This window comes from Pseudomonas abietaniphila (assembly GCF_039697315.1).
Lineage (GTDB): Bacteria > Pseudomonadota > Gammaproteobacteria > Pseudomonadales > Pseudomonadaceae > Aquipseudomonas > Aquipseudomonas abietaniphila_B.
In genome coordinates this window covers 1935772-1961959 of the sequence record NZ_CP155619.1, presented here as the reverse complement: position 1 = coordinate 1961959, position 26188 = coordinate 1935772, and the positions used below count along the sequence as shown (strand labels likewise).

Annotated in this window: 25 protein-coding genes; 19 read left to right on the top strand and 6 right to left on the bottom strand. The window is 59.3% G+C overall.

All coding sequences use genetic code 11. The features are described from left to right. The first annotated feature begins 41 nt into the window (after positions 1-41). The 4 genes from secA (at position 42) to ABDX87_RS08610 (ending at position 5896) form a co-directional block, all read left to right on the top strand. Positions 42-2789 (top strand): preprotein translocase subunit SecA, encoded by a 2748-nt coding sequence (gene secA / locus ABDX87_RS08625; RefSeq protein ID WP_346832502.1) that lies wholly within the window; start codon positions 42-44, stop codon positions 2787-2789. A 134-nt stretch (positions 2790-2923) separates the two neighbouring features. Continuing rightward, a complete protein-coding gene (gene argJ / locus ABDX87_RS08620) occupies positions 2924-4141 on the top strand; it encodes a bifunctional glutamate N-acetyltransferase/amino-acid acetyltransferase ArgJ (RefSeq protein WP_346832501.1) in 1218 nt (405 codons plus the stop codon). A 181-nt stretch (positions 4142-4322) separates the two neighbouring features. Further along, complete coding sequence (locus ABDX87_RS08615; protein ID WP_346832500.1) at positions 4323-4949, top strand: glutathione S-transferase family protein; 627 nt, start codon at positions 4323-4325, stop codon at positions 4947-4949. 2 nt (positions 4950-4951) lie between these two features. Further along, a complete protein-coding gene (locus tag ABDX87_RS08610; protein WP_346832499.1) occupies positions 4952-5896 on the top strand; it encodes a Nudix family hydrolase in 945 nt (314 codons plus the stop codon). A 155-nt stretch (positions 5897-6051) separates the two neighbouring features. Here the strand turns inward: ABDX87_RS08610 and ABDX87_RS08605 are convergent, their stop codons facing one another. The 3 genes from ABDX87_RS08605 to ABDX87_RS08595 all read right to left on the bottom strand — a co-directional run bounded on the left by ABDX87_RS08605 (position 6052) and on the right by ABDX87_RS08595 (position 9718). Then, positions 6052-6630 (bottom strand): cob(I)yrinic acid a,c-diamide adenosyltransferase, encoded by a 579-nt coding sequence (locus ABDX87_RS08605; RefSeq protein ID WP_346832498.1) that lies wholly within the window; start codon positions 6628-6630, stop codon positions 6052-6054. Between the two features lie 4 nt (positions 6631-6634). Then, positions 6635-8683 carry a sensor histidine kinase gene (locus ABDX87_RS08600; protein WP_346832496.1) on the bottom strand — a complete coding sequence of 683 codons (2049 nt, stop codon included), beginning with the start codon at positions 8681-8683 and terminating at the stop codon, positions 6635-6637. Between the two features lie 114 nt (positions 8684-8797). Continuing rightward, complete coding sequence (locus ABDX87_RS08595; protein WP_346832495.1) at positions 8798-9718, bottom strand: putative 2-dehydropantoate 2-reductase; 921 nt, start codon at positions 9716-9718, stop codon at positions 8798-8800. A gap of 172 nt (positions 9719-9890) precedes the next feature. Between ABDX87_RS08595 and ABDX87_RS08590 the strand changes: the two genes are divergently transcribed. Beyond that, positions 9891-10376, top strand: a complete 486-nt coding sequence (locus ABDX87_RS08590) for a YajQ family cyclic di-GMP-binding protein (protein ID WP_074755432.1) — start codon at positions 9891-9893, stop codon at positions 10374-10376. 140 nt (positions 10377-10516) lie between these two features. After that, positions 10517-11371, top strand: a complete 855-nt coding sequence (locus ABDX87_RS08585) for a mechanosensitive ion channel family protein (RefSeq protein ID WP_346833468.1) — start codon at positions 10517-10519, stop codon at positions 11369-11371. Positions 11372-11464: 93 nt separating this feature from the next. Here ABDX87_RS08585 and ABDX87_RS08580 read toward each other — a convergent pair whose 3' ends face one another. Beyond that, positions 11465-13024 (bottom strand): AmpG family muropeptide MFS transporter, encoded by a 1560-nt coding sequence (locus ABDX87_RS08580; protein WP_346832494.1) that lies wholly within the window; start codon positions 13022-13024, stop codon positions 11465-11467. A gap of 42 nt (positions 13025-13066) precedes the next feature. Next, complete coding sequence (locus tag ABDX87_RS08575; RefSeq protein ID WP_431061218.1) at positions 13067-13435, bottom strand: MGMT family protein; 369 nt, start codon at positions 13433-13435, stop codon at positions 13067-13069. A 160-nt stretch (positions 13436-13595) separates the two neighbouring features. Here ABDX87_RS08575 and ABDX87_RS08570 point away from each other — a divergent pair, with 160 nt between their 5' ends. The 8 genes from ABDX87_RS08570 to ABDX87_RS08535 all read left to right on the top strand — a co-directional run bounded on the left by ABDX87_RS08570 (position 13596) and on the right by ABDX87_RS08535 (position 20568). Further along, on the top strand, positions 13596-14603 hold the full coding sequence (locus ABDX87_RS08570) for a DUF481 domain-containing protein (protein ID WP_346832493.1): 1008 nt from the start codon (positions 13596-13598) through the stop codon (positions 14601-14603). A gap of 315 nt (positions 14604-14918) precedes the next feature. Continuing rightward, positions 14919-15650 (top strand): HugZ family protein, encoded by a 732-nt coding sequence (locus tag ABDX87_RS08565; RefSeq protein WP_346832492.1) that lies wholly within the window; start codon positions 14919-14921, stop codon positions 15648-15650. A 65-nt stretch (positions 15651-15715) separates the two neighbouring features. Further along, positions 15716-16210: an FxsA family protein gene (locus ABDX87_RS08560; protein WP_346832491.1), complete on the top strand. Its 495-nt coding sequence runs from the start codon at positions 15716-15718 to the stop codon at positions 16208-16210. Positions 16211-16464: 254 nt separating this feature from the next. Continuing rightward, the gene (locus tag ABDX87_RS08555) at positions 16465-16758 is read left to right on the top strand and encodes a co-chaperone GroES (RefSeq protein ID WP_062384143.1); all 294 of its coding nucleotides are present in this window, start codon (positions 16465-16467) and stop codon (positions 16756-16758) included. A gap of 52 nt (positions 16759-16810) precedes the next feature. Continuing rightward, positions 16811-18454, top strand: a complete 1644-nt coding sequence (gene groL / locus ABDX87_RS08550; protein ID WP_346832490.1) for a chaperonin GroEL — start codon at positions 16811-16813, stop codon at positions 18452-18454. Between the two features lie 968 nt (positions 18455-19422). Then, entirely contained in the window at positions 19423-19731 is a 309-nt protein-coding gene (locus tag ABDX87_RS08545; protein WP_004376391.1) for a transposase, read from the top strand. Then, positions 19728-20339, top strand: a complete 612-nt coding sequence (locus tag ABDX87_RS08540; RefSeq protein ID WP_346833466.1) for an IS3 family transposase — start codon at positions 19728-19730, stop codon at positions 20337-20339. Before ABDX87_RS08545 ends, ABDX87_RS08540 begins: the two co-directional genes overlap by 4 nt. 19 nt (positions 20340-20358) lie before the next feature. Then, positions 20359-20568 carry an integrase core domain-containing protein gene (locus tag ABDX87_RS08535; RefSeq protein WP_431061217.1) on the top strand — a complete coding sequence of 70 codons (210 nt, stop codon included), beginning with the start codon at positions 20359-20361 and terminating at the stop codon, positions 20566-20568. Between the two features lie 812 nt (positions 20569-21380). Here ABDX87_RS08535 and ABDX87_RS08530 read toward each other — a convergent pair. Continuing rightward, a complete protein-coding gene (locus ABDX87_RS08530; RefSeq protein WP_346832489.1) occupies positions 21381-22124 on the bottom strand; it encodes a phosphatase PAP2 family protein in 744 nt (247 codons plus the stop codon). 235 nt (positions 22125-22359) lie between these two features. On the opposite strand from ABDX87_RS08530, the gene colR reads away from it, so the two are divergent. The 5 genes from colR (at position 22360) to ABDX87_RS08505 (ending at position 26136) form a co-directional block, all read left to right on the top strand. Then, a complete protein-coding gene (gene colR / locus ABDX87_RS08525) occupies positions 22360-23043 on the top strand; it encodes a two-component system response regulator ColR (protein WP_074755446.1) in 684 nt (227 codons plus the stop codon). Further along, positions 23033-24313 (top strand): sensor histidine kinase, encoded by a 1281-nt coding sequence (locus ABDX87_RS08520; RefSeq protein ID WP_346832488.1) that lies wholly within the window; start codon positions 23033-23035, stop codon positions 24311-24313. The genes colR and ABDX87_RS08520 overlap by 11 nt, the downstream gene beginning before the upstream one ends. Before the next feature lie 206 nt (positions 24314-24519). After that, positions 24520-25188, top strand: a complete 669-nt coding sequence (locus ABDX87_RS08515) for a class I SAM-dependent methyltransferase (protein ID WP_346832486.1) — start codon at positions 24520-24522, stop codon at positions 25186-25188. A gap of 4 nt (positions 25189-25192) precedes the next feature. Next, positions 25193-25912 (top strand): lipopolysaccharide kinase InaA family protein, encoded by a 720-nt coding sequence (locus tag ABDX87_RS08510; protein WP_346832485.1) that lies wholly within the window; start codon positions 25193-25195, stop codon positions 25910-25912. Further along, positions 25909-26136, top strand: coding sequence for a hypothetical protein (locus tag ABDX87_RS08505; protein WP_346832484.1), 228 nt, complete (start codon positions 25909-25911; stop codon positions 26134-26136). Before ABDX87_RS08510 ends, ABDX87_RS08505 begins: the two co-directional genes overlap by 4 nt. Positions 26137-26188 lie beyond the last annotated feature (52 nt).

Sequence of the window (26188 nt, the reverse complement as noted above, 5' to 3'; positions counted from 1 at the left end):
GGGGCCGCCCTCCATCCCTATGTGTGGAAGATCCTGTCGATATGTTTGCACCTTTGTTAAAAAAACTTTTCGGAAGCAAAAACGAGCGCGAAGTGAAGCGCATGCTCAAGACGGTTCAGGTCGTCAACAGCTTCGAAGAGCAAATGGTGGCCCTTTCGGACGAGCAACTGCGTGCCAAAACCGAAGAGTTCAAGGCCCGCATAGCCAAAGGTGAGACCCTCGATCAGCTCCTGCCCGAAGCGTTCGCGGTCTGCCGTGAAGCGGGCAAGCGCATCATGGGGATGCGTCACTTCGACGTTCAGCTGATCGGCGGCATGACGCTGCACGAAGGCATGATCGCCGAGATGCGTACCGGTGAAGGTAAAACCCTGGTAGCGACCCTGGCGGTGTACCTCAACGCACTGTCCGGCAAAGGCGTGCACGTGGTCACCGTGAACGACTACCTGGCCCGTCGTGATGCCAACTGGATGCGTCCACTGTACGAATTCCTCGGCCTGACCGTCGGTGTTGTCACGCCATTCCAGCCGCCAGAAGAGAAGCGCGCTGCGTATGGCTCGGACATTACCTACGGCACCAACAACGAATTTGGTTTCGACTACCTGCGCGACAACATGGCGTTCAGCCTGGAAGACAAATTCCAGCGCGAGCTGAATTTCGCGGTGATCGACGAAGTGGACTCGATCCTCATCGACGAAGCCCGTACGCCGCTGATCATCTCCGGCCAGGCCGAAGACAGCTCCAAGCTCTACACCGAAATCAACAAGCTGATCCCTAAACTCAAGCAGCACATCGAGGAAGTGGAAGGCGTGGTCACCAAGCAAGGGCACTTCACCATTGACGAGAAATCGCGTCAGGTGGAGCTGAACGAGTCCGGTCACCAGTTCATCGAAGAAATGCTCACCGAAGTCGGCCTGCTGGCCGAAGGCGAGAGCCTGTACTCCGCGCATAACCTGGGCCTGCTGACCCACGTCTACGCCGGTCTGCGTGCGCACAAGCTGTTCCATCGCAACGTCGAGTACATCGTTCAGGACGGCCAGATCCTTCTGGTCGACGAACACACCGGCCGTACCATGCCGGGTCGTCGTCTGTCGGAAGGTCTGCACCAGGCGATCGAAGCCAAAGAGCACCTGAACATTCAGGCCGAGAGCCAGACCCTGGCTTCGACCACGTTCCAGAACTACTTCCGTCTGTACAACAAGCTGTCCGGCATGACCGGTACTGCAGACACCGAAGCGTTCGAATTCCACCAGATCTACGCACTGGCCGTGATGGTCATTCCGCCGAACAAGCCGTTGGCGCGCAAAGACTTCAACGACCTGGTGTACCTGACCGCCGAAGAGAAATACGCGGCAATCATCACCGACATCAAGGCCTGCCTGGCCGAGCAACGTCCGGTGCTGGTGGGTACTGCGACTATCGAAACTTCCGAGCACATGTCCAATCTGCTGCGCAAGGAAGGCATCGACCACAAGGTTCTGAACGCCAAATTCCACGAAAAAGAAGCCGAGATCATCGCGCAAGCCGGTCGTCCGGGTGCGCTGACCATCGCCACCAACATGGCCGGTCGTGGTACTGACATCCTGCTGGGCGGTAACTGGGAAGTCGAAGTGGCCAGCCTGGAAGATCCAACGCCAGAGCAGATCGCTCAGATCAAGGCCGACTGGCAGAAACGCCATCAGCAGGTGATCGAGGCGGGCGGCCTGCACGTGATCGCGTCCGAGCGTCACGAATCGCGCCGTATCGACAACCAGCTGCGCGGTCGCGCCGGTCGTCAGGGCGACACCGGTTCCAGCCGTTTCTACCTGTCGCTGGAAGACAGCCTGATGCGCATCTTTGCCTCTGACCGGGTGAAGAACTTTATGAAAGCGCTGGGCATGCAGTCCGGCGAGGCGATCGAGCACCGTATGGTGACCAACGCCATCGAGAAGGCGCAGCGCAAGGTTGAAGGCCGTAACTTCGACATTCGTAAGCAACTGCTCGAGTTCGACGACGTTTCCAACGAACAGCGTAAAGTGATCTACCACATGCGTAACAGCCTGCTGGCTGCGACCAACATTGGTGACACCATTGCCGAGTTCCGCGAAGAAGTCCTCGACGCCACCATCAGTGCGCACATTCCTCCACAGTCGCTGCCAGAGCAGTGGGACGTGGCAGGTCTGGAAGCAGCCCTGAACAGCGATTTCGGCGTGAAGCTGCCGATTCAGCAGTGGCTGGACGAAGACGATCACCTGCACGAAGAAAACCTGCGTCCAAAACTGTTGGAAGCCATCATGGCGGCTTACAACGAGAAAGAAGACCAGGCCAGCGCCGAAGCCCTGCGCACCTTCGAAAAGCAGATTCTGCTGCGCGTTCTGGACGATCTGTGGAAAGACCACCTGTCGACCATGGACCACCTGCGTCACGGTATTCACCTGCGCGGCTACGCTCAGAAGAACCCGAAGCAGGAATACAAGCGCGAGTCCTTCACCCTGTTCCAGGAACTGCTGGATTCGATCAAGCGCGACACCATCCGTGTGCTGTCACACGTACAGGTTCGTCGCGAAGATCCGGCGGAAGAAGAGGCGCGTCTGCGTCGCGAAGCCGAAGAGCTGGCTCAGCGCATGCAGTTCCAGCACGCGGAAGCACCGGGTCTGGATCATCCGGACGTGCTGGCCGAGGAGGGCGATGATGTTGCCGTCGCGGCGGCTGCCCTGTCTCCAGTCCGTAACGATCAGAAGCTGGGCCGCAACGAACTGTGCTGGTGTGGTTCGGGCAAGAAATTCAAACACTGTCACGGTCAGATCAACTAAGCCGGACACACTGGCCCGCTGCATCTGAACCGTTACACCGCGCCGCGACCGGCTTTGCCGTCGCGGCGTTTTTCAATTGATCGAGCCGTGCCGGTTGCCCCGCGCGGCGTGACATCTCTCAAGGAGCGCACTTCATGGCTGTTGGTCTTGGTCCTCTGCCGACTCTGCACCCGGTTCCGGGTTTTGAACTGGGTATCGCCTCTGCCGGCATCAAGCGTCCTGGGCGCAAGGATGTGGTCGTCATGCGCTGCGCCGAAGGCTCCAGCGTCGCGGGCGTTTTCACCCTGAACGCGTTCTGCGCGGCACCGGTGATTCTTTCCAAACAGCGCGTGCAAGGTACCGTGCGTTACCTGCTGACCAACACTGGCAACGCGAACGCAGGCACCGGTGAACCGGGTCTGGTCGCTGCAGAGCGCACCACGGCCAAGCTGGCCGAGATCACGGGCGTCGAGGCCAGCGCTGTGCTGCCGTTCTCCACGGGCGTGATCGGTGAGCCGCTGCCTGTGGAAAAGATCGAAGGCGCACTGCAAGCCGCGCTCGATGACCTGTCTGTGGATAACTGGGCGGCTGCGGCCACCGGCATCATGACCACCGACACCCTGCCAAAAGGCGCGAGCCGTCAGTTCCAGATCGATGGCGTGACCGTCACTGTCACCGGCATCAGCAAAGGCGCCGGCATGATTCGCCCCAACATGGCGACCATGCTGGGTTACATCGCCACTGACGCCAAGGTGTCCCAGAGCGTGCTGCAGGACCTGATTCGTGATGGCGCGAACAAGTCGTTCAACCGCATCACCATTGACGGCGACACCTCGACCAACGATTGCTGCATGCTGATCGCCACCGGCCAGGCCAACCTGCCGGAAGTGACCGAAGCCCGCGGCCCGCTGTTCGAGGCTTTGAAGAAAGCCGTGTTCGAGGTGTGCATGGATGTGGCGCAGGCCATCGTGCGTGACGGCGAAGGTGCGACCAAGTTCGTGACCGTCGAAGTCAACGGCGGCGGCAACCATCAGGAATGCCTGGATGTCGGCTACACCGTCGCTCACTCGCCGTTGATCAAGACTGCGCTGTTCGCCTCCGATCCGAACTGGGGTCGTATTCTGGCGGCTGTAGGCCGCGCCGGTGTGCCGGACCTCGACGTGAGCAAGATCGACGTGTACCTCAGCGGCGTCTGCATCGCCAGCAAAGGCGCGCGCGCGTCGACGTACACCGAAGCACAGGGCTCGGCGGTGATGGCTGAAGAAGAAATCACCATCCGTATCGAGCTGGGTCGCGGTGATTGCAGCGAGACGATCTGGACCACCGACCTGTCCCACGAATACGTGAAGATCAACGCGGAATACCGCACCTGATCATGATTTGATGGCAGTTGGCATCGAGCAAGAGTTGCAGACCCTTGCGCTAAATCTGTGGGAACGAATTCATTCGCGAGAGGCCAGGGCGGTCGACGTAAATCCATCGTCTGGAAACCCTCATCGCGAATGAATTCGCTACCGCAATGTTGAGACATCGTATGTTCAACGGAGCTAGACCATGAGCCTGCATCTGATCATCGGCGACAAACGCTATTCCTCCTGGTCCATGCGCCCGTGGCTGGTGCTGGAGATGATCGGTGCGCCCTTCACCGATCAGGTCATCCGCTTGAATCAGGCCGACACCGATCGGCTGATCCGAGAACACTCGCCCAGCGGCAAGGTCCCTGCACTCAAGAGCGAGCACGGCACCATCATCGACTCGCTGGCGATCTGCGAATACCTGGCCGAACTGTTCCCCAAGGCCGGCGTATGGCCAGCTGACACGGCGGCCCGGGCGCAGGCGCGTTCGGCGTGCGCACAGATGCACAGCGGCTTCATGGGGCTGCGTTCGAACCTGCCCATGGATCTGCGTCGTGACGAAGCGCTTGAAGTGATTCCCGTAGAGGCGCAAACCGACATCGACCGCGTCATCGCGCTGTGGGCCGAGTGCCGTTCGGCGTCGAAGGAAAGCGGGCCGTTCCTGTTTGGCAAGCCAGGCATCATCGATGCGTTCTTTGCACCGGTCGCCGTGCGCCTGCGCACGTATCGCGTCGAGTTGCCAGCCGACGCGGCCGCGTATGTCGAGACGATTTACCAATGGCCTGCATTCAAGCGCTGGCAGCAGGCAGGTTTAGAGGAAGGTTGAATGTGAAACGAGTCCATGTAGCCGCCGCGGTCATTCGTGGCACCGACGGCAAGATTCTCATTGCCCGACGCGCTGACAAACAGCATCAGGGCGGTTTGTGGGAGTTTCCCGGTGGCAAGGTCGAGCCGGACGAAACCGTCCAGGTAGCCTTGGCCCGTGAGCTGAAAGAAGAACTGGGCATCGCCGTCGTGGCGGCGCGCCCGCTGATCAAGATCAAACACGATTACCCGGACAAGCAAGTGTTGCTGGATGTCTGGGAAGTCTCCTCGTTCACCGGCGAGCCCCATGGCGCCGAAGGCCAGCCGCTGGCCTGGGTGTCGAACCGCGAGTTGACCAGCTATGAATTTCCAGCGGCGAATCAGCCAATCGTCGCGGCGGCGCGCCTGCCGGGCGAATACCTGATCACGCCGGACGCCCTCGAGACCCCGAAGTTGTTGCAGGGGATGCAGAAGGCGATTGCAGGCGGTATCAAGCTGATTCAATTGCGCGCCCCGAATGGCTATGACCCGAAGTACCGCGATGTGGCAGTGGACGCCGTCGGGCTCTGTGCAGGAAAGGCGCAACTGATGCTCAAAGGCCCGCTGGAGTGGCTGGGTGACTTTCCGGCCGCAGGTTGGCATCTGACAAGCAAGCAACTACGCAAATACGCCAGCAAGGGCCGTCCGTTCCCTGAAGAGCGCTGGCTGGCGGCCTCCTGCCATAACGCCGAAGAGTTGTCGCTGGCCGAACAGATGGGCGTGGATTTCGTCACGCTGTCCCCGATTCAGCCGACCCAGACGCATCCCGATGCGCAACCGCTGGGTTGGGAAAAAGCGCGCGAGTTGATCGAAGGCTTCAGCAAGCCGGTTTATCTGTTGGGCGGCGTTGGCCCGGCGGAGCGTCAGCAGGCGTGGGAGAGCGGCGCGCAAGGCGTGGCCGGGATCCGGGCGTTCTGGCCAGATAACTGACATCAACCACCTGTAGGAGCGTGGCTTGTCCCGCGATCGGGGGGGAACCCGCCGCAACCCCGGTAAACTCGGTCCGCCAGACACACTGCGTTTACCGGATGGCTGCCGGTTCCCGGCAGATCGCGGGACAAGCTACGCTCCTACAGTTTTTGTGATCACTCAGGCTTCTTCGCCGGCTCCCACAAAATCTCCGCCACACCTTGCCGCCGCGCAATGATGCGGGCCGCGACGAACAGCAAGTCCGACAACCGATTGATGTACGCCATGCCCACGCCGGCCAGTGGCTCGATGGCGTTGAGGTGCTGACAGCGTCGCTCGGCGCTGCGGGCCAGGCTGCGGCATACATGTGCCTGAGCGATCAGCGCCGAACCGCCCGGCAGGATGAAGTTCTCAAGGGGCCCGAGTTCTTCGTTCCAGAGATCAATCGCTGTTTCCAGCCGCTCGATTTCCGCCGCGTTCAACGCCTGGTAGGTCGGCATCGCCAGTTCGCCGCCCAGGTCGAACAACCGGTGCTGACAGGGCGCCAGTGCGTCGATGACTTCCTGCATCGCGGGCACCGCAGCCACTTGGTCGCGTAGTCCCGCCAGCAGCAAACCCAGTTGGCTGTTCAAGGTATCGACTTCGCCGATGGCCTCAACCCGAGGATGGTCTTTGGTCACGCGGCGACCATCCCCCAGCCCGGTTTCACCTTTGTCGCCGGTGCGCGTGTAAATCTTCGACAAGCGAAATCCCATGGTTTTACTCCCGGTCGTTCTGACCAATGATCTGTGGGGCGGGCACGTTCATCGGGTTGCCCGCCAATGGCAGGCGCAGCGTGAAGCAGGTGCCCTGGCCGAGGGTGGAGTGCACTTCCATCTGGCCTTTGTGGTTATTGGTGATGATGAAATACGAGACCGACAAGCCGAGGCCGGTGCCCTGACCGATCTCCTTGGTCGTGAAGAACGGCTCGAAGGTGCGTTTGCGCACGGCCTCGGACATCCCGACACCGTTGTCCTCTACCTGGATCTCAGCCCATGGCGGATTCAGGCGGGTACGCAGAATGATGCGCCCCGGCTCTTTTTCGTTTTCGCGTTGGTGAATGGCCTGTGCGGCATTTTTGAGCAGGTTGAGCAGGACCTGTTCCAGTTCGTTGGCGGTGCCCGGTACCGGGCCGAGTTTGGGGTCGAACTGGCGAATGATGTTCTGACCCTTGAAGTCGAACCCGATGGTCAGGTCGAAGTCGTTGCTGGCGATTTCCACGGCCTGGTCGATCAGTGCCGGCAGGTCGCAGGGCGCCATCTGCCGGTTGCTGCGCCGGCTGAAACTGAGCATGTGGCTGACGATTTTGGCCGCACGCGCGCCAGCCTGTTGAATGCCGTCCAGCAACTGCGGCACCTCGCGCGCGCTGAGGTATTGATTCACCGCGCTCAATTCCACGCCCTCTTGTTCGGCCTGTTCCTGGTTCTTTGGCAGGTCCGGCGACAGACGCCGACGAATGTTCTGCACGTTGTGCATGATCGCGCCCAGCGGGTTATTGATTTCGTGCGCCATGCCCGCCGCGAGTCCGCCGACCGACAGCATTTTTTCCGATTGCACCATCATGTCTTCCAGCGACAGGCGCTGCGTGATGTCGTCGATCCTGATCACCACGCCACGCCCGGCGCCGCCGGTCAGTGGATAAAACGTCAGCGCGTAATGCCGCGTGACTTCTCCCTTGACCCACGTCACCCGCTCGATCTTGGTCACCGTGTGGCGCTCGACGGTCTGCTTGATCTGCGGCAGGAACGACTTCATCGGCGGGAACGCGAGGAAAATCGGCTGGTTCAGCGCTTCGTCCAGCGGCGTGCCGGAAAGTGCGCCGGCTTCCTGGTTCCACTGCGTGACATACAGCTGTTCGTCCAGGGCAATCAGCGCGGAGGGCATGGAGTCGATGATGCTGTTGAGGTAGTTCTGAAAGCCCGTGAGTTTTTTCTCGATCTTGCTTCGTACCTGGACTTCCAGCTCCAGCTTGCGGTTGGTGTGGCGGGTTTCCTCCGCGAGCCCCTGCGCCTGATCGTAAGCCTCCTGAGACTCGTCGCGCGCACGCTTGAGTTGCTGCTCGCGGGCTTCCATTCGCGACAGCATGGTGTTGAAGGCTTCAGCCAGCGAGCCGATTTCGTCGCGGTTGCCGGTGCCCGCGCGCAACGCGTAGTTCTCTTCGCGGGTGACCCTGCGCGAAAGCTGTTCCAGCTGATAGATCGGCTCGGTGATGAACCGCCGGATCTGCCGCGCGACGCCCGCCCACAGCAGCACGCTAAAGATCAGAATGCCAAGACTGGCAGTCAGCGTGCCGGTATAGAAAGCGGTCGGCAGTTCGCTGCTGGCGACCAGCAACAGATGGCCCGGCGCCTGACCCGGTTTCGGGATTGGAATGACCTGGGTGTTGCGAAACTCGGTGATGCGCCAGCTTTCGAGATTGCGGTAATGGTCCGGCAGGCGCAGTTTGTCACCTTGCTGAACCTGGGCGAGGCGGTTGCCGTTTGTGTCATACACGGCGGCGGCGCGCAACGGGGTGTAATTTTTCAACTCCTTGAGCAGCGCCTGGGCGTTGTACGGCGACGACAACGCCTGGTCTGACAGGCCGGGGTTGCTGATCAGTCGGCCGATGGTCTGCAACGCCTGCGGCGCCATGGCTTCCTGGGAAATGTAATAGGCGGCGCTGATGAACGTCAGGTTGGCGACCAGCAGAACGGTGGTCAACAGGACCAGCAGGGCGGCCAACAGCTTTTGGCCGACCGGCAGGTTTTCGAGGCGCTGGCGCAATGGCATTGGCAAAGTCACTGGCGAATGAGGAACAGGCAGGTTAGCGCTGTTCGGGGCCTGCGCAAACCCGAACCTTTGAAATGGTCTGGCGCAAGCCCGGTAGCCGTCCGGTCTCCGGGGCTAGTTGCTCGGCAGGCCTCGGGCTTGCAGATGAGCAATCAACTGTTCGCGTATCCGGTTCAAGTAGGGCGCATGGCAGCCGTGCTGTCGGGCGGAGGTGCAAACGTGCCCGAGCAAATAGCTGATTTCCGTTCGGCGACCCTGCGCGACGTCCTGGTACATCGAGGAGTAGTTGGCTGCCGTGGCCTGGATGACCCGGGTGACCTCGGCGTGCAACCCGACGGCAGCCTCTGGCTGGCCGCAGGTTTGCAGCACCTCAACCAGTTCGTCGCACAATGCGTCGACTTCTTCGCGATGCAGCAGCAGGTCGCCGTTGCGGCAGTCGTGCAACACCGTCAACGGATTGATTGCGCAGTTCAGCGCGAGCTTGCGCCACAGCCGGTCGAGGATGTTCGACGACCATTGGTGTGGTATGCCTGCAAGGCTCAGTTCATTGAGCCAGACGGGTGCGGCACCGTTCTGCGCATCGCCGAGCCAATTGAAGCCGTTTCCGGCGAACACCACACTGAAGTCTTCATCCCGAAACGCACCTTCCGTGCTGGAAACGAACAGGCACCGCGTCTGAGGGACAAGCGCGGCAACGGCGTCCTGGCTACCGAGGCCGTTTTGCAGCAGCAGAAGCTCTGCACCGGGTCTCAGGCGCGGCGCGATGCTCGCCACGGCGCGCTCGGCATCGTAGGCCTTGCAGGCCACCAGCAGGCGTTGAATGGGCTCATCGTCGTCGACGGTCTGTGCCGCGATGTCGAGCGTCAGGCGCTGGCCATGCTCACTGAGCGTCAGTCCGCCTTTGCTTGCGTAAGCACCAAGGCGGGTCGCATCACGCAAAATCAGCCGCACCGGCAGCCCCGCGCGAACCAGTCGTGTCGCCCACAAACTGCCAAGGCTACCAGCGCCGAGGATGTGCCAGAGGGTCGTATTCAAGAGACGTTGCGCCGCAGGTCGGTGAGCGTGAGCAACAAGGAAAACAAAATCGACACCGCAGGCTCACATGAATGGGGGAAAAGTCTCGTTATAATGACCGAGCTTTCATACCGTCAAGTCAGGCGTGCTCCATTTCCATGTCGAGCCGCGCCGTATCAATTGGAGAATCTACATGCCCTCGTTCGACGTAGTGTCCGAACTGGATAAACACGAAGTCACGAATGCCGTCGACAACGCGATCAAGGAGCTGGACCGCCGCTACGATCTCAAAGGCAAAGGCAGCTTCGAGTTCACGGAAAAAGACCTGCTGATCAAGATGACCGCCGAAGAAGGCTTTCAGCTCGAAGCGATGATCGAGATCCTTAAGCTGGCGTTGGTCAAGCGCAAGATCGACGTGCAATGCCTTGAACTGAAGGATCCCTTCGCGTCCGGCAAGGTCATGAAGCAGGAAGCCACGCTCAAGGAAGGGATCGACAAGGAGCTGGCCAAGAAGATTGTCGCGCATATCAAAGAAGCCAAGCTCAAGGTCCAGGCTGCCATCCAGGGCGAGCAAGTGCGCGTGACCGGCAAGAAGCGTGACGACCTGCAGGAAGCCATCGCGGCCCTGCGCGCCAAAGAGTTCGGCATGCCGCTGCAATTCAACAACTTCCGCGACTGATCGCCTTCCTGATTTGCCTCTGCGTGGGAACCCGATGGGTTTGTGCGCGTCCGAGTGCAGGTCCCTCGGAAACGGCGGCGCTTTGAACCGCGGTCGTTTCCGTCTTCCGTTTTCGCGACCGCGAGGAGAAATGAATGGATTTGGATTTGAACGGCCAGGTGGATCACCTGGTCAAGGCTTCCCAGGCCTGGCTTCCCATGGTCATGCAGTACGGCAGCAAAGTCCTGTTGGCACTCGTGGTGTTGCTGGTGGGCTGGTGGCTGATCAACAAGCTGACCACCAAGGTGGTCGCGCTGTTGGCTTACCGTCACGTTGACCTCGCGCTGCAAGGCTTCATCAGCAGCCTGGCCAATATCATTCTGAAGATCTTGCTGATCGTCAGCGTCGCCTCGATGATCGGCGTCGAAACCACATCGTTCGTCGCCGCCATCGGTGCGGCCGGCCTGGCCATCGGTCTGGCGTTGCAGGGTAGCCTGGCGAATTTCGCCGGTGGCGTGCTGATTCTGCTGTTCCGCCCGTTTCGCATCGGTGACTGGATCGAAGCGCAAGGCGTGGCGGGCACCGTGGACAGTATTCAGATCTTCCACACGATCATCCGCACCGGCGACAACAAGACAGTGATCCTGCCCAACGGCAATCTGTCCAACGGCATCATCACCAACACCAACCGTCAGCCGACCCGCAAGATCACCTTCGACGTGGGCATCGATTACGACGCGGACCTAAAGCAGGCGCTTCAAGTGTTGATGGACATGGCCGACGATCCGCGAGTGCTGCAGGACCCTGCGCCACAGGCCGTGGTCGCGGCATTGGGCGACAGCTCGATCACCGTGTCGTTGCGGGTCTGGACCAAAACCGGAGACTTCGGTGAGGTTTCAAACCGCTTCAATGCGGAGATCCGCGATCGCTTGCGCGCCGCCGACATCGACATCCCGTTCCCGCAACGCGTGGTGCGTGTGGTGCAGGAACAGCAGGAAGCCGTGACACAGCGCTGATCAAGGCTGTTGAAACGAAAAAGCCCCGGCTCGTGAGAGTCCGGGGCTTTTTGTTGGGTGCCGGCACATCATGGATCACTGTAGGAGCGAATATCAGGGCTGTTCGCTCACCTGCGTTTCAACGGGCTTCTGGTCCTCGTCGCGCTTTTCCTTGCGTGCCTCCTGCACCCAGTGGATGGCGATCATGAACAGGGTCGGTACGCCCATCAGCGCGGTCGCCAGGAAGAAGTTGTGGTAACCGAGCTTCTCCACCATCACCCCTGAATACCCGCCGATCAAGCGCGGCAACAGCAGCATGATCGAGCTCAGCAGCGCGTACTGCGTGGCCGAGAACTTGAGGTTGGTCAGGCTCGACAGGTAGGCCACGAATGCCGACGTCGCAAGGCCGGAGCTGAAGTTGTCCAGCGAGATCGTGACGATCAGCATCTTCAGGTTCGGGCCCATGTCGGCCAGCATCAGGAACAGCAGGTTGGTGGCCGCCGACGTCGCGCCACCAATGAACAGGATGGGCAGGATGCCAAAGCGGACAATGGCCAGTCCGCCGAACGCAGCACCGGCCAGTGTCATCACCAGACCGAAGATCTTGCTCACACTGGCGATCTGATCCTTGGTGAAGCCCTGATCGATGTAGAACACGTTGGCCATCACACCCATCACGGTGTCGGACATGCGATAGGTCGCGATCAGCCCCAACAGAAGAAAGGCCTGCCAGCGATACCGCAGGATGAAGTCGTTGACCGGCGTCAGGACAGGTGCCAGCCCCCGACGGCCCATGGACGACAGGCAAGCGGCGGTCAGCAGCGTGTAGAGGATCGCGCGCAAGAAGGCACGGTCTTCCATCAGCAGGCTTTTCCAGGTGGTGCCTTCGAACAGCACGCTGGCGAAATCGGTGTTGTACAACTGAGTGAACATCGCTGGCACCGACACCAGCAGGATGATCAACACGAACACTGACGCAAGCTGATGCACGAAACCGTAACGCGCCGCCGACAATTGCGTGCGCAACGGTACGGCGGGTTCGCGCATGATCAATGTGGTGATCAGCGCGGGTAGCATCAACAAGCCGAACAACACGTAAGTGCCGGTCCAGGCCGAGTGTTTATAAGCGAAGCCCGTAGAGCCGAAGCCTTCGGCGAAATACAGCGCGCCGGCGGTGGCGAGCAGGGCGGCAACGCGGTAGCCCGCCATGTAGCTGGCGGCGAGCGTGGCTTGCTGGCTGTCGGAAGCGATCTCCAGGCGGTACGCATCGATGGCGATGTCCTGCGTGGCGGACGAAAAGGCCACTAGCACGGCAATTGCGATCAGCCATGACAGATGCTGTTGCGGGTCGCAGAAACCCATGCCGATCAGCCCCAGTGTCACCAGCGTCTGTGAGAGCACCAGCCAGGAACGCCGCCGTCCCAGTTTGCCGAGCAGCGGCAGTCGCCATTGATCGAGCAGCGGTGACCATACCCATTTGAAGGCATAGGCGAGGCCAATCAGGCTGGCATAGCCGATGGTTTCCCGAGCGACACCGGCTTCACGCAGCCAGACCGAGAGGGTGGAGAACACCAACATATAAGGCATGCCCGCAGCGAAGCCGAGCAACAACAGCACTAACGTGGAGGGGCTGGCATATGCGGCGAGCGCGGCGCGCCAGGTTTTGCGGGGCATGGGCTGGAGTCTGCCTCAGTTTACGTAAACAAAGCGCGCACTCTAACCGTTGTGCTCTGTCGGACGCCAGCCATGACGTGTCATATCCACACGATTGTTACGGATGGTCACCCCTTCGGCGCGCAATCGCGCCCTTTGTTCTTCACCCGACACGGTTCCTGCCGCCAGGCTCAGCTTTCCGCCCGCGCCCAGCACCCGATGCCAGGGCAGGGTGCTGCCGTCGGGTAACTGACTCAAGGTTCTGCCCACGAAGCGTGCCGCTCGTCCTAAACCTGCCAGTTCTGCCAATTGACCATAACTGACCACTTTGCCTTCAGGCACTTGGTGCAATGTCAGGTAAAGCGCCGTGCGCCGGGCCTCTGAGGGCGATTGGCCAGCAGGATCATGTATCGGTGCAGAGTGTTCGATCACGGATTCGTTCCTGATTGTAGGACCAACGGGAATTTTCGATAAGGAACTAGGGAAATTTCCTACGGTCATTGATACCTGTGCTGGCGGTCCTTCGATTGCCTTGACGTTGTCCGCAAGGATAATGCCCGATTCTCCGCGAACCAGAGCCCTGTCGTTCCCTATGTTGTCCAGAACCTTGTTGTGCCTTGCCATTACCAGTGCTTCCACTCCCTTGCTCGCCGACACCGTCTGGTTGAAGAACGGTGACAAGCTGACCGGGACCATCAAGGTCTTCGACGGTGGGAAATTACTGCTCAATACCAAATATGCAGGCGATATTCCTTTGGACTGGAAGGAAGTCAAGACGCTGGAAAGCGATCAGCACCTGCTGGTCAAGCAAGACGCCTACACCGGCGAGATCTCCAAGTCGCTGCATGCCGCCGACGATGGCAAGGTCACGCTGGCCAACGGCGACGCGCCGAAGACCGTCGACCTGGCGAGCATCCAGCAGATCATGAAGCCCAAGCCGGTCGTCACCGATCTGGTCTGGAAGGGTAACGTTGACGCGGCGCTGGACTTCCAGCGGGCCGACAAAGACACCGACGATTACAACATCGCGTTCAAGACCTCCGCGACTCATGGCAGATGGCGTCACAATGCCGAAGGTGAGTACAACCGCGAGACGCAGGACGAAGACACCACCATCGACAACTGGAAGGCCGAGTACTCCATTGATCGGTTTATCACCGACAAGTGGTTCTGGGACGGTCGGTTTACCTACAAGCACGACAACGTCGAAGACCTGCGTCGTCAGCGCACGGTCGGTACCGGTCCGGGCTATCAGTTCTGGGACGACGAGTTGGGTGCATTCAAGGTCGGGACACTGCTTAACCGCACTGACTTCGAATATTCCAACGGCGAGAAAGACAACTTCTATTCGGTTTCCGGCACCTGGGACTACAACCGCTACCTGATCGGCAAGAAAGTAGAGTTCTTCACCAACGGCGAACTGGGCAAGCCTATCAGCGGCGTGGCGGACTACAGCCTGGATACGGAGATCGGTCTGCGTTACAAAGTCACCGAGTGGGCGTCGCTCAACCTCAAGGCCGAGAAAAACGTCATCAGTGGCTCTGACGACGGCGATCTGGACAAGACCCGATACACCGCTGGTTTCGGCGTGGCCTGGTAAAGCGCTTTCTTTATAGTGGGCCCGCAAGGTCGATTTTCAGTCGGCTTGCGGTATCAGATCCTGTAGGAGCGAGCTTTCTCGCGATGCGTCATGGCTTTCGAAGCATGTTCGCCGGATGTACTGGCCGCTTCGTGAGCAAGCTCACTCCCACAGCGCTCGCGACTGATCCTCAGAATTTTTACGCGATCTCTCCGCAAAATCGTCACGCCTCGCCAATCTGGCACCTCGCAACGATTACGATTATCTTGGAGCCTCAACTCCAGCACGCTGCTGCGTACCTTTATATAGTCGTCGATTCACTTCAGGAGCCACACCATGAGCGCCAACGCCAACCGGCAAGCCCGAGCATTGCTGCTCAAGGAGTATCGCGGTGTGCTGTCGACCCACTCCAAGTCGATGCCGGGGTTTCCTTTCGGCTCCGTGGTGCCGTATTGCCTGGACGATCAAGGGCGGCCGCTGATCCTGATCAGCCGCATCGCCCAGCACACTCATAACCTGCAGCGCGACCCAAAGTGCTCGATGCTGGTGGGCGAGCGCGATGCCGAGGATGTCCAGGCGGTGGGGCGCGTCACGGTCATGGCCGAGGCGCAAAAGGTCACGGATGGGGCGGCCGTCGAAGCCGCAGCACAGCGTTATTACCGCTACTTCCCTGAGTCGGAGAGCTATCACAGCGCTCACGATTTTGATTTCTGGGTACTCGCGCCGGTGCGGTACCGATACATCGGCGGTTTTGGCGCGATTCACTGGCTCGACGACGTCGCCCTGGCCAATCCGTTTGCGGGCGCCGCAGAAACCAGCATGGTCGAGCACATGAACGACGACCACGCCAAGGCCATTGCTCACTATGTCGAGCTGGCCGGCCTGCCGCAGACCGAACCTGCCACATTGGTCGGCATCGACAGCGAAGGCATGCACCTGCGCGTGGGGCAGGGGCTGTACTGGCTGGCGTTTCCGGAACCTTGTAATACGCCGACACAAGTCCGCCAGGCCCTGGTTCAGCTGGCTCACGCAGAAAAATGGCCGACCGCTGAAGCCGCCGAGGCTTGAATTTACAACCTTGCGACATCACCTAGTGTCTACTGGAAGACTCCTTCCGTTGAGGAACTGATTTGATGCGCGCTTTTTTACTGCTTTTATTGCTTTTTCCAGTGATCGAGCTGTTCGTGCTGGTGAAAGTCGGAATGTCCATCGGCTTCCTGGCGACGTTCCTGCTGGTTGTCGCAGGCTCCATGCTTGGCGTTTTCGTGGTCCGTGTCGCCGGTCTTGCGACGGCCATGAGCGCCCGTGAGAGTCTGGCGCGAGGCGAATTGCCCGCTCAGCAGATGATGGATGGACTGATGATGACCGTCGGTGGCGGCCTGCTGGTGCTGCCGGGTTTCATCAGCGACGTTTTGGGCCTGATCTGCCTGATGCCGTTTACCCGCCGCCTGCTGGTGAACAAGGTACGCCAGCGCGCCGAGGCTTCGGCGACCCGCCAGCGTGCGTTCGCGGACGACTTGCGTTCTGCAGGATCGAGTCCGGGCGCCGGCCGTCCCGCTTCACGTCAGCCTGAAGTGATCGAAGGCGAAGTGATCGAGGGCGAGTTCGAGCCGCTCGACAAAAAGTGATTCCACGGCTTGATCCACACGGCACCTTCGGGTGCCGTGTTCGCTTCCATGACCTCGATTCCCTTAAAAAATTTCTTCGGTGAGCCTTGTAATCAGCTTGCCCGCCCTTATGTATGGGTCACCGCAAGGTTTCTGGCGCATTTCGTCAGACCGTATTCTGCGGTTCGCTCGCGAACCGTAACCGGCAAGCCCGGATGTTTTAACCCGCCGGTGCCAACACCGGGCGTTCAAAAACCATAATTAGGAGATCGACAATGAAGCTTCGTCCTCTGCATGACCGCGTCGTAATCCGTCGCAGCGAAGAAGAAACCAAAACTGCTGGCGGTATCGTGCTGCCTGGTTCGGCTGCTGAGAAACCAAACCGTGGCGAAATCATCGCTGTCGGTGCCGGTCGCATCCTGGACAACGGTGAAGTACGTGCGCTGGCCGTGAAAGTGGGTGACAAAGTGGTGTTCGGCCCTTACTCCGGCAGCAACACTGTGAAAGTTGACGGCGAAGACCTGCTGGTGATGAGCGAGAACGAAATTCTCGCGGTCGTCGAAGGCTGAGTTGATACCCCGTATTTTCCCGTTACTACAAAGTATTTAAGGAATATCGATCATGGCTGCTAAAGAAGTTAAGTTCGGCGACGTTGGCCGTAAAAAAATGCTCGCCGGTGTGAACGTCCTGGCTGACGCAGTAAAAGCGACCCTGGGCCCGAAAGGCCGTAACGTCATCATCGAGAAAAGCTTCGGCGCTCCGCTGATCACCAAAGACGGTGTATCGGTTGCCAAAGAAATCGAACTGAAAGACCGTTTCGAAAACATGGGCGCGCAGCTGGTCAAAGACGTTGCCTCCCGTGCGAACGACGATGCTGGTGACGGTACCACCACTGCTACCGTTCTGGCTCAAGCCATCGTCAACGAAGGCCTGAAAGCCGTCGCTGCCGGCATGAACCCGATGGACCTCAAGCGCGGCATCGACAAGGCGACCATCGCCATCGTTGCTCAGCTGAAGTTGCTGTCCAAGCCTTGCACCGACACCAAGGCAATCGCCCAGGTCGGTACTATCTCGGCCAACTCCGACAATTCCATCGGCGACATCATTGCCGAAGCCATGGAAAAAGTGACCAAAGACGGCGTTATCACCGTTGAAGAAGGTTCGGGTCTGGAAAACGAACTGTCGGTTGTAGAAGGCATGCAGTTCGACCGTGGCTACCTGTCCCCGTACTTCATCAACAAGCCGGACACCATGGTTGCCGAGCTGGACAGCCCGCTGCTGCTGCTGGTTGACAAGAAGATCTCCAACATCCGCGAAATGCTGCCAGTCCTGGAAGCCGTTGCCAAAGCCGGCCGTCCTCTGCTGATCGTTGCCGAAGACGTTGAAGGCGAAGCCCTGGCGACTCTGGTTGTGAACAACATGCGCGGTATCGTCAAAGTCGCTGCCGTCAAGGCACCAGGCTTCGGCGATCGTCGCAAGGCCATGCTGCAGGACATCGCTGTCCTGACCGGCGGTACCGTTATCTCCGAAGAGATCGGTCTGAGCCTGGAAAGCACTACCCTGGAGCACCTGGGTAACGCCAAGCGCGTCGTGCTGAACAAAGAAAACACCACCATCATCGACGGTGCTGGCGTTAAAGCTGACATCGACGGTCGTATCGCTCAGATCCGTCAGCAAATCGGTGACACTTCGTCGGACTACGACAAAGAGAAACTGCAAGAGCGTCTGGCCAAGCTGTCCGGCGGCGTTGCTGTGATCAAGGTCGGTGCCGGTTCCGAAGTTGAAATGAAAGAGAAGAAAGCCCGCGTTGAAGACGCCCTGCACGCTACCCGTGCAGCCGTTGAAGAAGGCGTGGTACCTGGCGGTGGCGTGGCACTGGTTCGCTCGCTGCAAGCTATCTCCGAACTGAAAGGCGACAACGCCGATCAGGACGTCGGTATCGCTCTGCTGCGTCGTGCTGTTGAAGCGCCTCTGCGTCAGATCGTTGCCAACTCCGGCGACGAGCCAAGCGTTGTGGTCGACAAGGTCAAGCAGGGTTCGGGTAACTTCGGTTACAACGCTGCGACCGGCGAGTACGGCGACATGATCGAAATGGGTATTCTGGACCCGGCTAAAGTGACCCGTTCTGCTCTGCAGGCGGCGTCCTCCATTGCCAGTCTGATGATCACCACCGAAGCGATGATCGCTGATGTGGCAGAAGACAAGCCAGCTGGTGGTGGTATGCCAGACATGGGCGGCATGGGTGGCATGGGCGGCATGATGTAAGTCGGCCCTACCCGCTTTTAGCTGTAAGAAAAACCCCGCTTCGGCGGGGTTTTTTTATGGACGCTGTTTGGGGGTTGGTGGCTTTGGGGTGGGGTGTATATCTGTTATCTGCGGCGGCGCGGATGATGGTTCCGCTCTTACAGCGGGTCACTTTTCTTTCGGGAAAAGTAACCAAAACCATTTGCTCCTGGATTGGCCTCGACTTCGTCGAGGTACCTTCACTCCGGCGACGCTCCGTGGCCCGCGCCGAACGGACATCCATGTCCTGACGGCGCTCTCGCGGCATCCCTGCCGCTTGGCCCACTCCGCGCCACCTGCGTTCAGCCTGCACCCAAGTCGCGTTTTGCGGTGTCTGGAAGTTCGCGGTATGAAGATCAAAAGCGAGAGCAGGAGCAGCTTGCTGCTCTGCCTCTGCCTCTGCCGAAGGCGTAGGAGCGTGGCTCGTCCCGCGATCTACCGCGCAGCGGTAGCAAAATCAGGCGACTCGGTTGTACCAGATACACCGCATGCACTGGGTTTGCTGCCGGTGCCCGGCAGATCGCGGGACAAGCCACGCTCCTACTCTCAGAAGTGGAGCGAGGGAGATGGATGCACGAATCAAAAAGCGAAGAGCGTTAGCTCCAGACCAGAAACAGAAACGTAAGGTTGATGCAGTTCCTGTAGGAGCATGGCTCGTCCCGCGATCTACCGCGCAGCGGTAGCAAAATCAGGCGACTCGGTTGTGCCAGATACGCCGCATGCACTGGATTTGCTGCCGGTGCCCGGCAGATCGCGGGACAAGCCACGCTCCTACTCTCAGCAGTGGAGTTCGGGAGATGGATGCACGAATCAAAAAGCGAAGAGCGTTAGCTCCAGACCAGAAACAGAAACGTAAGGTTGATGCAGTTCCTGTAGGAGTGTGGCTGAACTGGCCTAATGATCTCGGACACCTCTTAAGGGCGATATGATTCGCCTATTCAGGAGGTTCCATGCAAGAACGAAAGACCTATACCCGCGAGTTCAAGCAACGTGCTGCAAGCATGGTTCTTGACGATAACTGTTCGGTTCCCGATGTCTGCGCATCAATGGACGTCGGTCCTACGGCTCTGCGCCGCTGGGTTGATCAGGTTCGTAAAGAACGCCAAAAAGGACAGCCCGTTGCAGGCACCAAGGCGATCAGCGATGAGCAGCGAGAACTCCAGCAGTTACGCGCCAAGATCAAACGCCTTGAGACCGAGGCCGAAATCTTAAAAAAGGCTACCGCTCTCTTAATGTCGGATCCCGATCGTTTTTCCTGATCGAGGAGCTGAGAGAGTCAGGCTCGTATCCGACCTGCCAGCTTTGTGACGCGCTGGGCGTTTCTCGCAGCGCGTTCTATGACTGGCTTCATCGTCGTTCAGCGCCGGATGCCAAGCGTGACGTGCTCCGGGCAAAGGTCGTGCAATTGCATGCTGAAAGCAGAGAAAGTGCGGGGGCGAGAATGATTTCTCAGTGTTTGAAGGCCCAGCAGCTCAGGGTTGGAAGGTATCTGGCTGGAAAACTCATGGCAGAGGCAAACCTGACCAGCAGGCAGCGCCGTCGCCACCCGTATCGCTCCAGAGGGGTTGAGGCATTTGTGGCCAAGAATCTGCTTGAACGTAATTTTCAGCCAGCAGCCATCAATCAGGTCTGGTGCGGCGACGTTACCAGTCTGATGGTCGGGAAACGTTGGTACCACTTGGCCGTGGTCATCGACCTGTTCGCCCGACGAGTCGTTGGGTGGGCATTTTCTCTGATCAATGACGCCAACCTGGTCACCAAAGCGCTCAGGATGGCGGTAGAAGTACGAGGCAGGCATGCAGGTCTGATGTTTCATTCGGATCAAGGCTGCCAGTACCAGCCAACGCTTCCAGGCTGGACTGCTTGAGCATGGCATCACCCAAAGCATGAGCCGCAGAGGCCAGTGCTGGGACAATGCGCCGACGGAGCGATTCTTTGGCACGCTCAAATCAGAATGGGTACCCGCCAAGGGCTATACAGAGATCGAAGAAGCCAGACGGGACATGACCAGCTTCTTTATGCGATACAACCGAACCAGGCTCCACAGCTACAACAACTACCTGTCGCCAATAGCCATGGAGCAGCAGGCAGCTTGATTACCGTAACCGGTGTCCGGGATTACTTGACCAGAACAGACTCGTCCCGCGATCTACCGCGCAGCGGTAGCAAAATCAGGCGACTCGGTTGTACCAGATACACCGCATGCTCTGGATTTGCTGCCGGTGCCCGGCAGATCGCGGGACAAGCCACGCTCCTACTCTCAGAAGTGGGGCGAGGGAGATGGATGCACGAATCAAAAAGCGAAGAGCGTTAGCTCCAGACCAGAAACAGAAACGTAAGGTTGATGCAGTTCCTGTAGGAGCGCGCTTGCCCGCGATCTACCGCGTAGCGGTAGCAAAACAAGGCGACTCGATTCTGCCTGACACCCTGCATGCACAGGTCTTGCTGCCGGTTCCCGGCAGATCGCGGGCAAGCGCGCTCCTACAGTTAATGGCGCAGTCCAGATAAGGGTGAAGTGCGGGAGAGTGTTGCACGGATCAAAATGCGAAGAGCGTTAGCTCCAGCCAGCGTTGCTCTTGTACGCGACAGGGCAGACACCGCCAAACGCGACTTGGGTGCAGGCTGAACGCAGGTGGCGTGGAGTGGGCCGAGCGGCATGGATGCCGCGAGAGCCGCCCCCGGCCATGGATGGCCGATGGCGGCGGGCCCACGGAGCGTCGCCGGAGAGAGGGTACGACGACGAAGGAGTCGCCAAACCAGGAGCTAGGACCCTTGGTTGCTTGGGGGCTTATCAAGTAACCCGCCGAAGGCGGAACAGTTCGGACGTTAGGACGAACCAAAAAACGCAGCACCACCGCAACTACCGGATATCCACACAAATCCCACAGCGGCATCAGCAAACAAAGCGCTAGCCCGAAACCGGCTCACCCCCCAACACCTTCTCCTTCTTACCCACCGGCCGGTAGAGCACAGCGTAATAAGCTCCCAGACAGATCAGCCAACAGAACACCGCCGTCCAGATGTTGTGCGAGAAAAAGTGCGCGCCCTGCAGCATTCGCCCTACCGAGAACACGGTCCCGAGGCCAAACGCGAAGATCAGGCCCGCTTTGGCCAGGCGCGGCTTGCGATCACGAAACACAAAGAACAGCGCAAACAACGTAAAACCGGTCGCCGCATGACCGCCTGGCCAGCAACGACCCGGCTTGTCCGTCTGAGGACGCGGGCTCAGCAGCTCGCTGTACTGCTCCTGGCCGCCAAACTCCGTCAGGCTCCATGGGCATTGCACCGCCGTGACGGCTTTCATCGGCGTTACGAAACTTGTCGACAGGGCCATCGACAGCACCAGACAACCTAATTCACGTTTCCAGGGTTTGAGCTTTCCTATAAAAAAAGAAGCGACAAAGCCGGCGAACGACAGCACACCCAGCGCAATGACCACCTGTTTCGCCCGGTCGTGCAACACGTTTTCCAGAAAATAACTGTGCTTGCCGATGAATCCGCCAGCGGACGGGTCATAGGCCAGCTTGGCGATGTCCATGTCCAGCGACGTCAGTTCCAATAACAGCAAGACAAGGGCGGTCACCGCTGGAATGCCGAGATATACCCACAGGTTGATCGGGCGTGAAGCGGGCCGTGCGAAGACTTCAGACATGGTGAATCCCGTGTTGTGGCGAGGAGGGGCTCGCAAGGTAGACCGAGAGCATTCGGCAGTGTGGGTTGAAGGCTGTCGGCGGTCTGTGAACCGGGAGTGAAAAAAACGTTATGCACGGCGAAGCTGGCCCTCTGGCGCGCTTGGCCGTAAGCTGCCGCCAACTCTGACCTGAATGAGTCCGCAACACGGGACCGCGCCAGGTCATGCCGACATCCGTATAGGGAGACATGCGCCCATGAGAATTCTGCTGGTTGAAGACAACCGCGATATCCTGGCGAACCTGGCCGACTACCTGGGTTTGAAGGGCTACACCGTCGATTGCGCCCAGGACGGGCTTTCCGGTCTGCATCTGGCCGCAACCGAACATTACGACTTGATCGTGCTCGACATCATGCTGCCGGGCATCGATGGCTACACGCTGTGCAAACGTCTGCGTGAGGATGCCCGTCGCGATACACCCGTGATCATGCTGACCGCCCGTGACCAGCTCGATGACCGTCTGCAGGGTTTCCGCTCGGGTGCTGACGACTACCTGCTCAAGCCGTTCGCGTTGTCGGAACTGGCTGCGCGGATAGAAGCGGTGTTGCGTCGTGCGCAGGGCGGCGGTCGCCGGACCTTGCAGGTGGCCGAGCTGATTTACGACCTGGACACCCTGGAGGTGACCCGCGAGGGTCGTCTGCTCAAACTCAACCCGGTGGGTCTGAAGCTGCTGGCCGTGTTGATGCAGAAAAGCCCACATGTGCTGCGCCGTGAAGTGCTGGAAGAAGCGCTGTGGGGCGATGACTGTCCGGACAGCGACAGTCTGCGCAGCCACGTTCACCAGTTGCGTCAGGTGATCGACAAGCCATTCGCCAAGCCTCTGCTGCAAACCGTGCACGGTGTCGGGTATCGCCTGGCCGAGGGCCGCGATGGAGTTTAAGCAGAGCCTTGCGCAGCGGATCATCATTGCCTTTGCATTGATGAGTGCGCTGGTTGCGGGGTCGTTTGCCATGGGTATCGTCGCGACGGTGCACCTGGTTGAAGAAAAGCTGATTTCTGCCGGGTTAGGCGGTGACCTGACGCGCCTGCTGCTCATGGACAGTGTCGAGGACTGGAGCCATCGCCCGGAGCCGGACCAACTGTTCTATTTCAGCGGCGGACCTGGCGATTTTGATTTGCCCAAGGACCTTCGCCATCTGGAGCCGGGGTTTCACGAGGTGTTTCGTGGCCCGCTGTCGTATCACGCCATGGTGGAAGTGGTCGACGGCCGTCATTACGTGCTGTTGCAGGATCAAAGCGATTTCGAAGAGCGTGAGCGCGTACTGTTTGCCGTCGTGCTGATCGGTTTCGTGCTGGCGCTGGCGTTGGCGGTTTTCCTGGGGTGGGTGCTTGCACGCCGCGTGATGGCGCCGGTGGTTCGGCTGGCGCGTCAGGTGCGTCATCGGGATCAATTGCTCGGGCTCGCACCGCCGCTTGCGCCGGATTACGCCGCCGACGAAGTGGGTGAGCTGGCCGTGGCGTTCGACGCAACCCTGGGTCGCTTGCGCGACGCCCTGACCCGAGAGCGCATGTTCACCAGCGACGTGAGCCATGAGTTGCGAACACCGTTGATGGTGTTGGCCAGCTCCTGCGAACTGTTGCTGGAGAACCCGGCGCTTGATCAGCGCGCCCGCGCACAGGTCGAACGGGTAGGGCGGGCGTGTGAAGAGATGCGCGACCTGGTGCAGACTTTCCTCATGCTGGCGCGCACTCAACGGGACGATGCGGGCATGAATCCGCAACTGTCGTTGCAAGCGGCGGCACAACAGCTTTTGACGCTTTGGCGCGAGCCCATCGAAGCCAAAGGTCTGTTGCTGGAATATCACCCTGACAACGCGTCTCAAACCACCTATAACGCGACCTTTTTGTACGCCGTGATGGGCAACCTGTTGCGCAACGCCCTTCACTACACCGATCGAGGGTTTATCCGCCTCACGCTGCTGCCACAGGGCTTCACCGTTGAAGACTCGGGTGTCGGCATACCCGAAGAAAAGCGGGAGGCAATGTTCCAGCCATTCGTTCGGGGTAACGAGCAACGGGGTGAAGGCCTGGGGCTGGGCCTGTCGCTGGTGCAACGCATTTGCGAGAACCAGGGCTGGACGGTGACCCTCGACACGATGGAGCCAAATGGCTGCCGGTTCACGGTAGAACTCAGGAAAGTGGCCGGCTGATCTCCCTGACCCTTGAATGTGCGGTTTGTACAGAGAGTGTAAATGTTGCTGCGATCATGCTGATCATGGCCCTATGCTAGCCCTATCTTCTGGAAAAACCTCGTAACATTTGCGGCGACCAAAGGACGTTTTTTTCACAATTACATGACCTGACAGTCACGTAAATCCGCCTAGTTTTCGTCGTATCACCCTTAGGAGATACGGCCATGAGCAAACGGATCGAGCTGGATTTCTCGCGTAAATATAACGACGAGCACGCAAAAAAATATTTACGCAAGCACAAGGACGGATTGGCAAGACGGTTGTCTGATCGTCGCGACAAACAACTGGCCAGACGCGCGTTGGCATTGGCGGGTGAGCCCGGACTGGTACTCGATCTTCCATGCGGTGCGGGTCGTTTCTGGCCATTGTTGGCGGAAAAGGCCAATCGCGTGATCATCGGTGCCGACAATTCGGCGTCCATGGTCAAGACGGCTTGCGAGTCACAGCCCGCTGAGGTGGTCAAACGGGTACAACCCTTGCAGACTTCTGCGTTTGCTATCGATATGCCGGACAATGCAGTCGACAGCATCTTTTGCATGCGACTCCTGCACCACGTTGGAAACGCTCAGGACAGAGCGGTGTTGCTGAAGGAGTTTCACCGTGTGACCCGTGACAGCGTGATCATATCGCTCTGGGTCGACGGCAACTTCAAGGCATGGAAGCGCAAACGTGCGGAGCGTAACCGTCAGCAAGAGGGTTACCAGAACCGCTTTGTGTTACCGGTGGCAACAGTAGAAGCCGAATTTGAACAGGCAGGATTTCGCATCCAGGAGCGACTGGACTTCCTGCCGTTGTACGCCATGTGGCGTGTGTATCTATTACGTAAGAGGTAACAGGATGGCCGTGGATTTTGCAGCAGAGTCGAGCGTTCCCGCCAAGGACCGTTTTGCCTATTTCTGGAACACTCGTGGTGAGTGGGTTGAAGAGCCCAACGTACGCCGCGGAGGGGAAAGTGGCGTACAGCGCGTCGTGTCGGAGAACGGTCGTCTGCTGTATGTGAAGCGCCAGACAGGACACATCTACCGCAGCTGGCTGCATCCGTTCGGTCGTCCGACGGTTCTGCGCGAGCGTGATGCGCTGGAAGGCTTGCGCCAACTCAACGTTAACGTTCCCCGCATGGTCTTCTGCGGCGCAGAGCGTGACGAGAACAACGAGTGGCGTGCGCTGCTGGTTACCGCCTCGCTGGACGGCTACGACGAGTTCGAAAACTGGCTCAAAGCGGGCGGCCGCGAGCAGTACGGTGAAGCGGTTTACGAGCAGATGCTCAAGGAACTGGCTGAAAACCTGGCCCGTATGCACAAGGGCCGCTGGCAGCACAGCTGCATCTACATCAAACACGTTTTTGTGCGTGTGGTGGGTGAGGGCGCAAACGCCAAACCTGAAGTCGCCTTGCTGGACCTAGAGAAGTGCCGCCAGCGTCTGACCGCTTATGGCGCGGCTCAGCACGACATGAAACAACTGCGTCGCCATTCGTCGTTCCAGCCAGCAGACTGGAAGAAGCTCGTCTACTTTTACGAGACGGCGTTTGGCAGCCCCATCAAAGGTTTAGGTCGATGAAGTTAGAACTGGCGCGAGGTTTGTTTTTGGTCGGGGCGTTGGGTGTTGCATCCATTGCCATGGCAGCCTGGGAGCAACCCAGGCCACAGATTCTGAGCGCAGTCCACGGCGAAGGGCATTGCCCTTTGCCACGGGTGGCAAAGGTAGAGCTGCCGGCGCGACCCGATCATGATCTGTTGTTGTTGATGTTCGGTCTGGCACAGGGATCGGGGCCACAGCACTGATGCAACCACCTGACTGAAGGCCCCGTTTATCGGGGCCTTTTCATTGGCGTTA

Bases quoted from the DNA above. Each gene is read 5' to 3' on its own strand.
- ABDX87_RS08605 (WP_346832498.1), bottom strand. From the start codon at position 6,630: ATGGGATTTCGCTTGTCGAAGATTTACACGCGCACCGGCGACAAAGGT.
- secA (WP_346832502.1), top strand. From the start codon at position 42: ATGTTTGCACCTTTGTTAAAAAAACTTTTCGGAAGCAAAAACGAGCGC.
- ABDX87_RS08520 (WP_346832488.1), top strand. From the start codon at position 23,033: ATGGAGTTTAAGCAGAGCCTTGCGCAGCGGATCATCATTGCCTTTGCA.
- ABDX87_RS08615 (WP_346832500.1), top strand. From the start codon at position 4,323: ATGAGCCTGCATCTGATCATCGGCGACAAACGCTATTCCTCCTGGTCC.
- ABDX87_RS08530 (WP_346832489.1), bottom strand. From the start codon at position 22,124: ATGTCTGAAGTCTTCGCACGGCCCGCTTCACGCCCGATCAACCTGTGG.
- ABDX87_RS08510 (WP_346832485.1), top strand. From the start codon at position 25,193: ATGGCCGTGGATTTTGCAGCAGAGTCGAGCGTTCCCGCCAAGGACCGT.
- ABDX87_RS08565 (WP_346832492.1), top strand. From the start codon at position 14,919: ATGAGCGCCAACGCCAACCGGCAAGCCCGAGCATTGCTGCTCAAGGAG.
- colR (WP_074755446.1), top strand. From the start codon at position 22,360: ATGAGAATTCTGCTGGTTGAAGACAACCGCGATATCCTGGCGAACCTG.
- ABDX87_RS08535 (WP_431061217.1), top strand. From the start codon at position 20,359: ATGAGCCGCAGAGGCCAGTGCTGGGACAATGCGCCGACGGAGCGATTC.
- ABDX87_RS08555 (WP_062384143.1), top strand. From the start codon at position 16,465: ATGAAGCTTCGTCCTCTGCATGACCGCGTCGTAATCCGTCGCAGCGAA.
- groL (WP_346832490.1), top strand. From the start codon at position 16,811: ATGGCTGCTAAAGAAGTTAAGTTCGGCGACGTTGGCCGTAAAAAAATG.
- ABDX87_RS08580 (WP_346832494.1), bottom strand. From the start codon at position 13,024: ATGCCCCGCAAAACCTGGCGCGCCGCGCTCGCCGCATATGCCAGCCCC.
- ABDX87_RS08545 (WP_004376391.1), top strand. From the start codon at position 19,423: ATGCAAGAACGAAAGACCTATACCCGCGAGTTCAAGCAACGTGCTGCA.
- ABDX87_RS08505 (WP_346832484.1), top strand. From the start codon at position 25,909: ATGAAGTTAGAACTGGCGCGAGGTTTGTTTTTGGTCGGGGCGTTGGGT.
- ABDX87_RS08570 (WP_346832493.1), top strand. From the start codon at position 13,596: ATGTTGTCCAGAACCTTGTTGTGCCTTGCCATTACCAGTGCTTCCACT.
- ABDX87_RS08600 (WP_346832496.1), bottom strand. From the start codon at position 8,683: ATGCCATTGCGCCAGCGCCTCGAAAACCTGCCGGTCGGCCAAAAGCTG.
- ABDX87_RS08590 (WP_074755432.1), top strand. From the start codon at position 9,891: ATGCCCTCGTTCGACGTAGTGTCCGAACTGGATAAACACGAAGTCACG.
- ABDX87_RS08515 (WP_346832486.1), top strand. From the start codon at position 24,520: ATGAGCAAACGGATCGAGCTGGATTTCTCGCGTAAATATAACGACGAG.
- ABDX87_RS08560 (WP_346832491.1), top strand. From the start codon at position 15,716: ATGCGCGCTTTTTTACTGCTTTTATTGCTTTTTCCAGTGATCGAGCTG.
- argJ (WP_346832501.1), top strand. From the start codon at position 2,924: ATGGCTGTTGGTCTTGGTCCTCTGCCGACTCTGCACCCGGTTCCGGGT.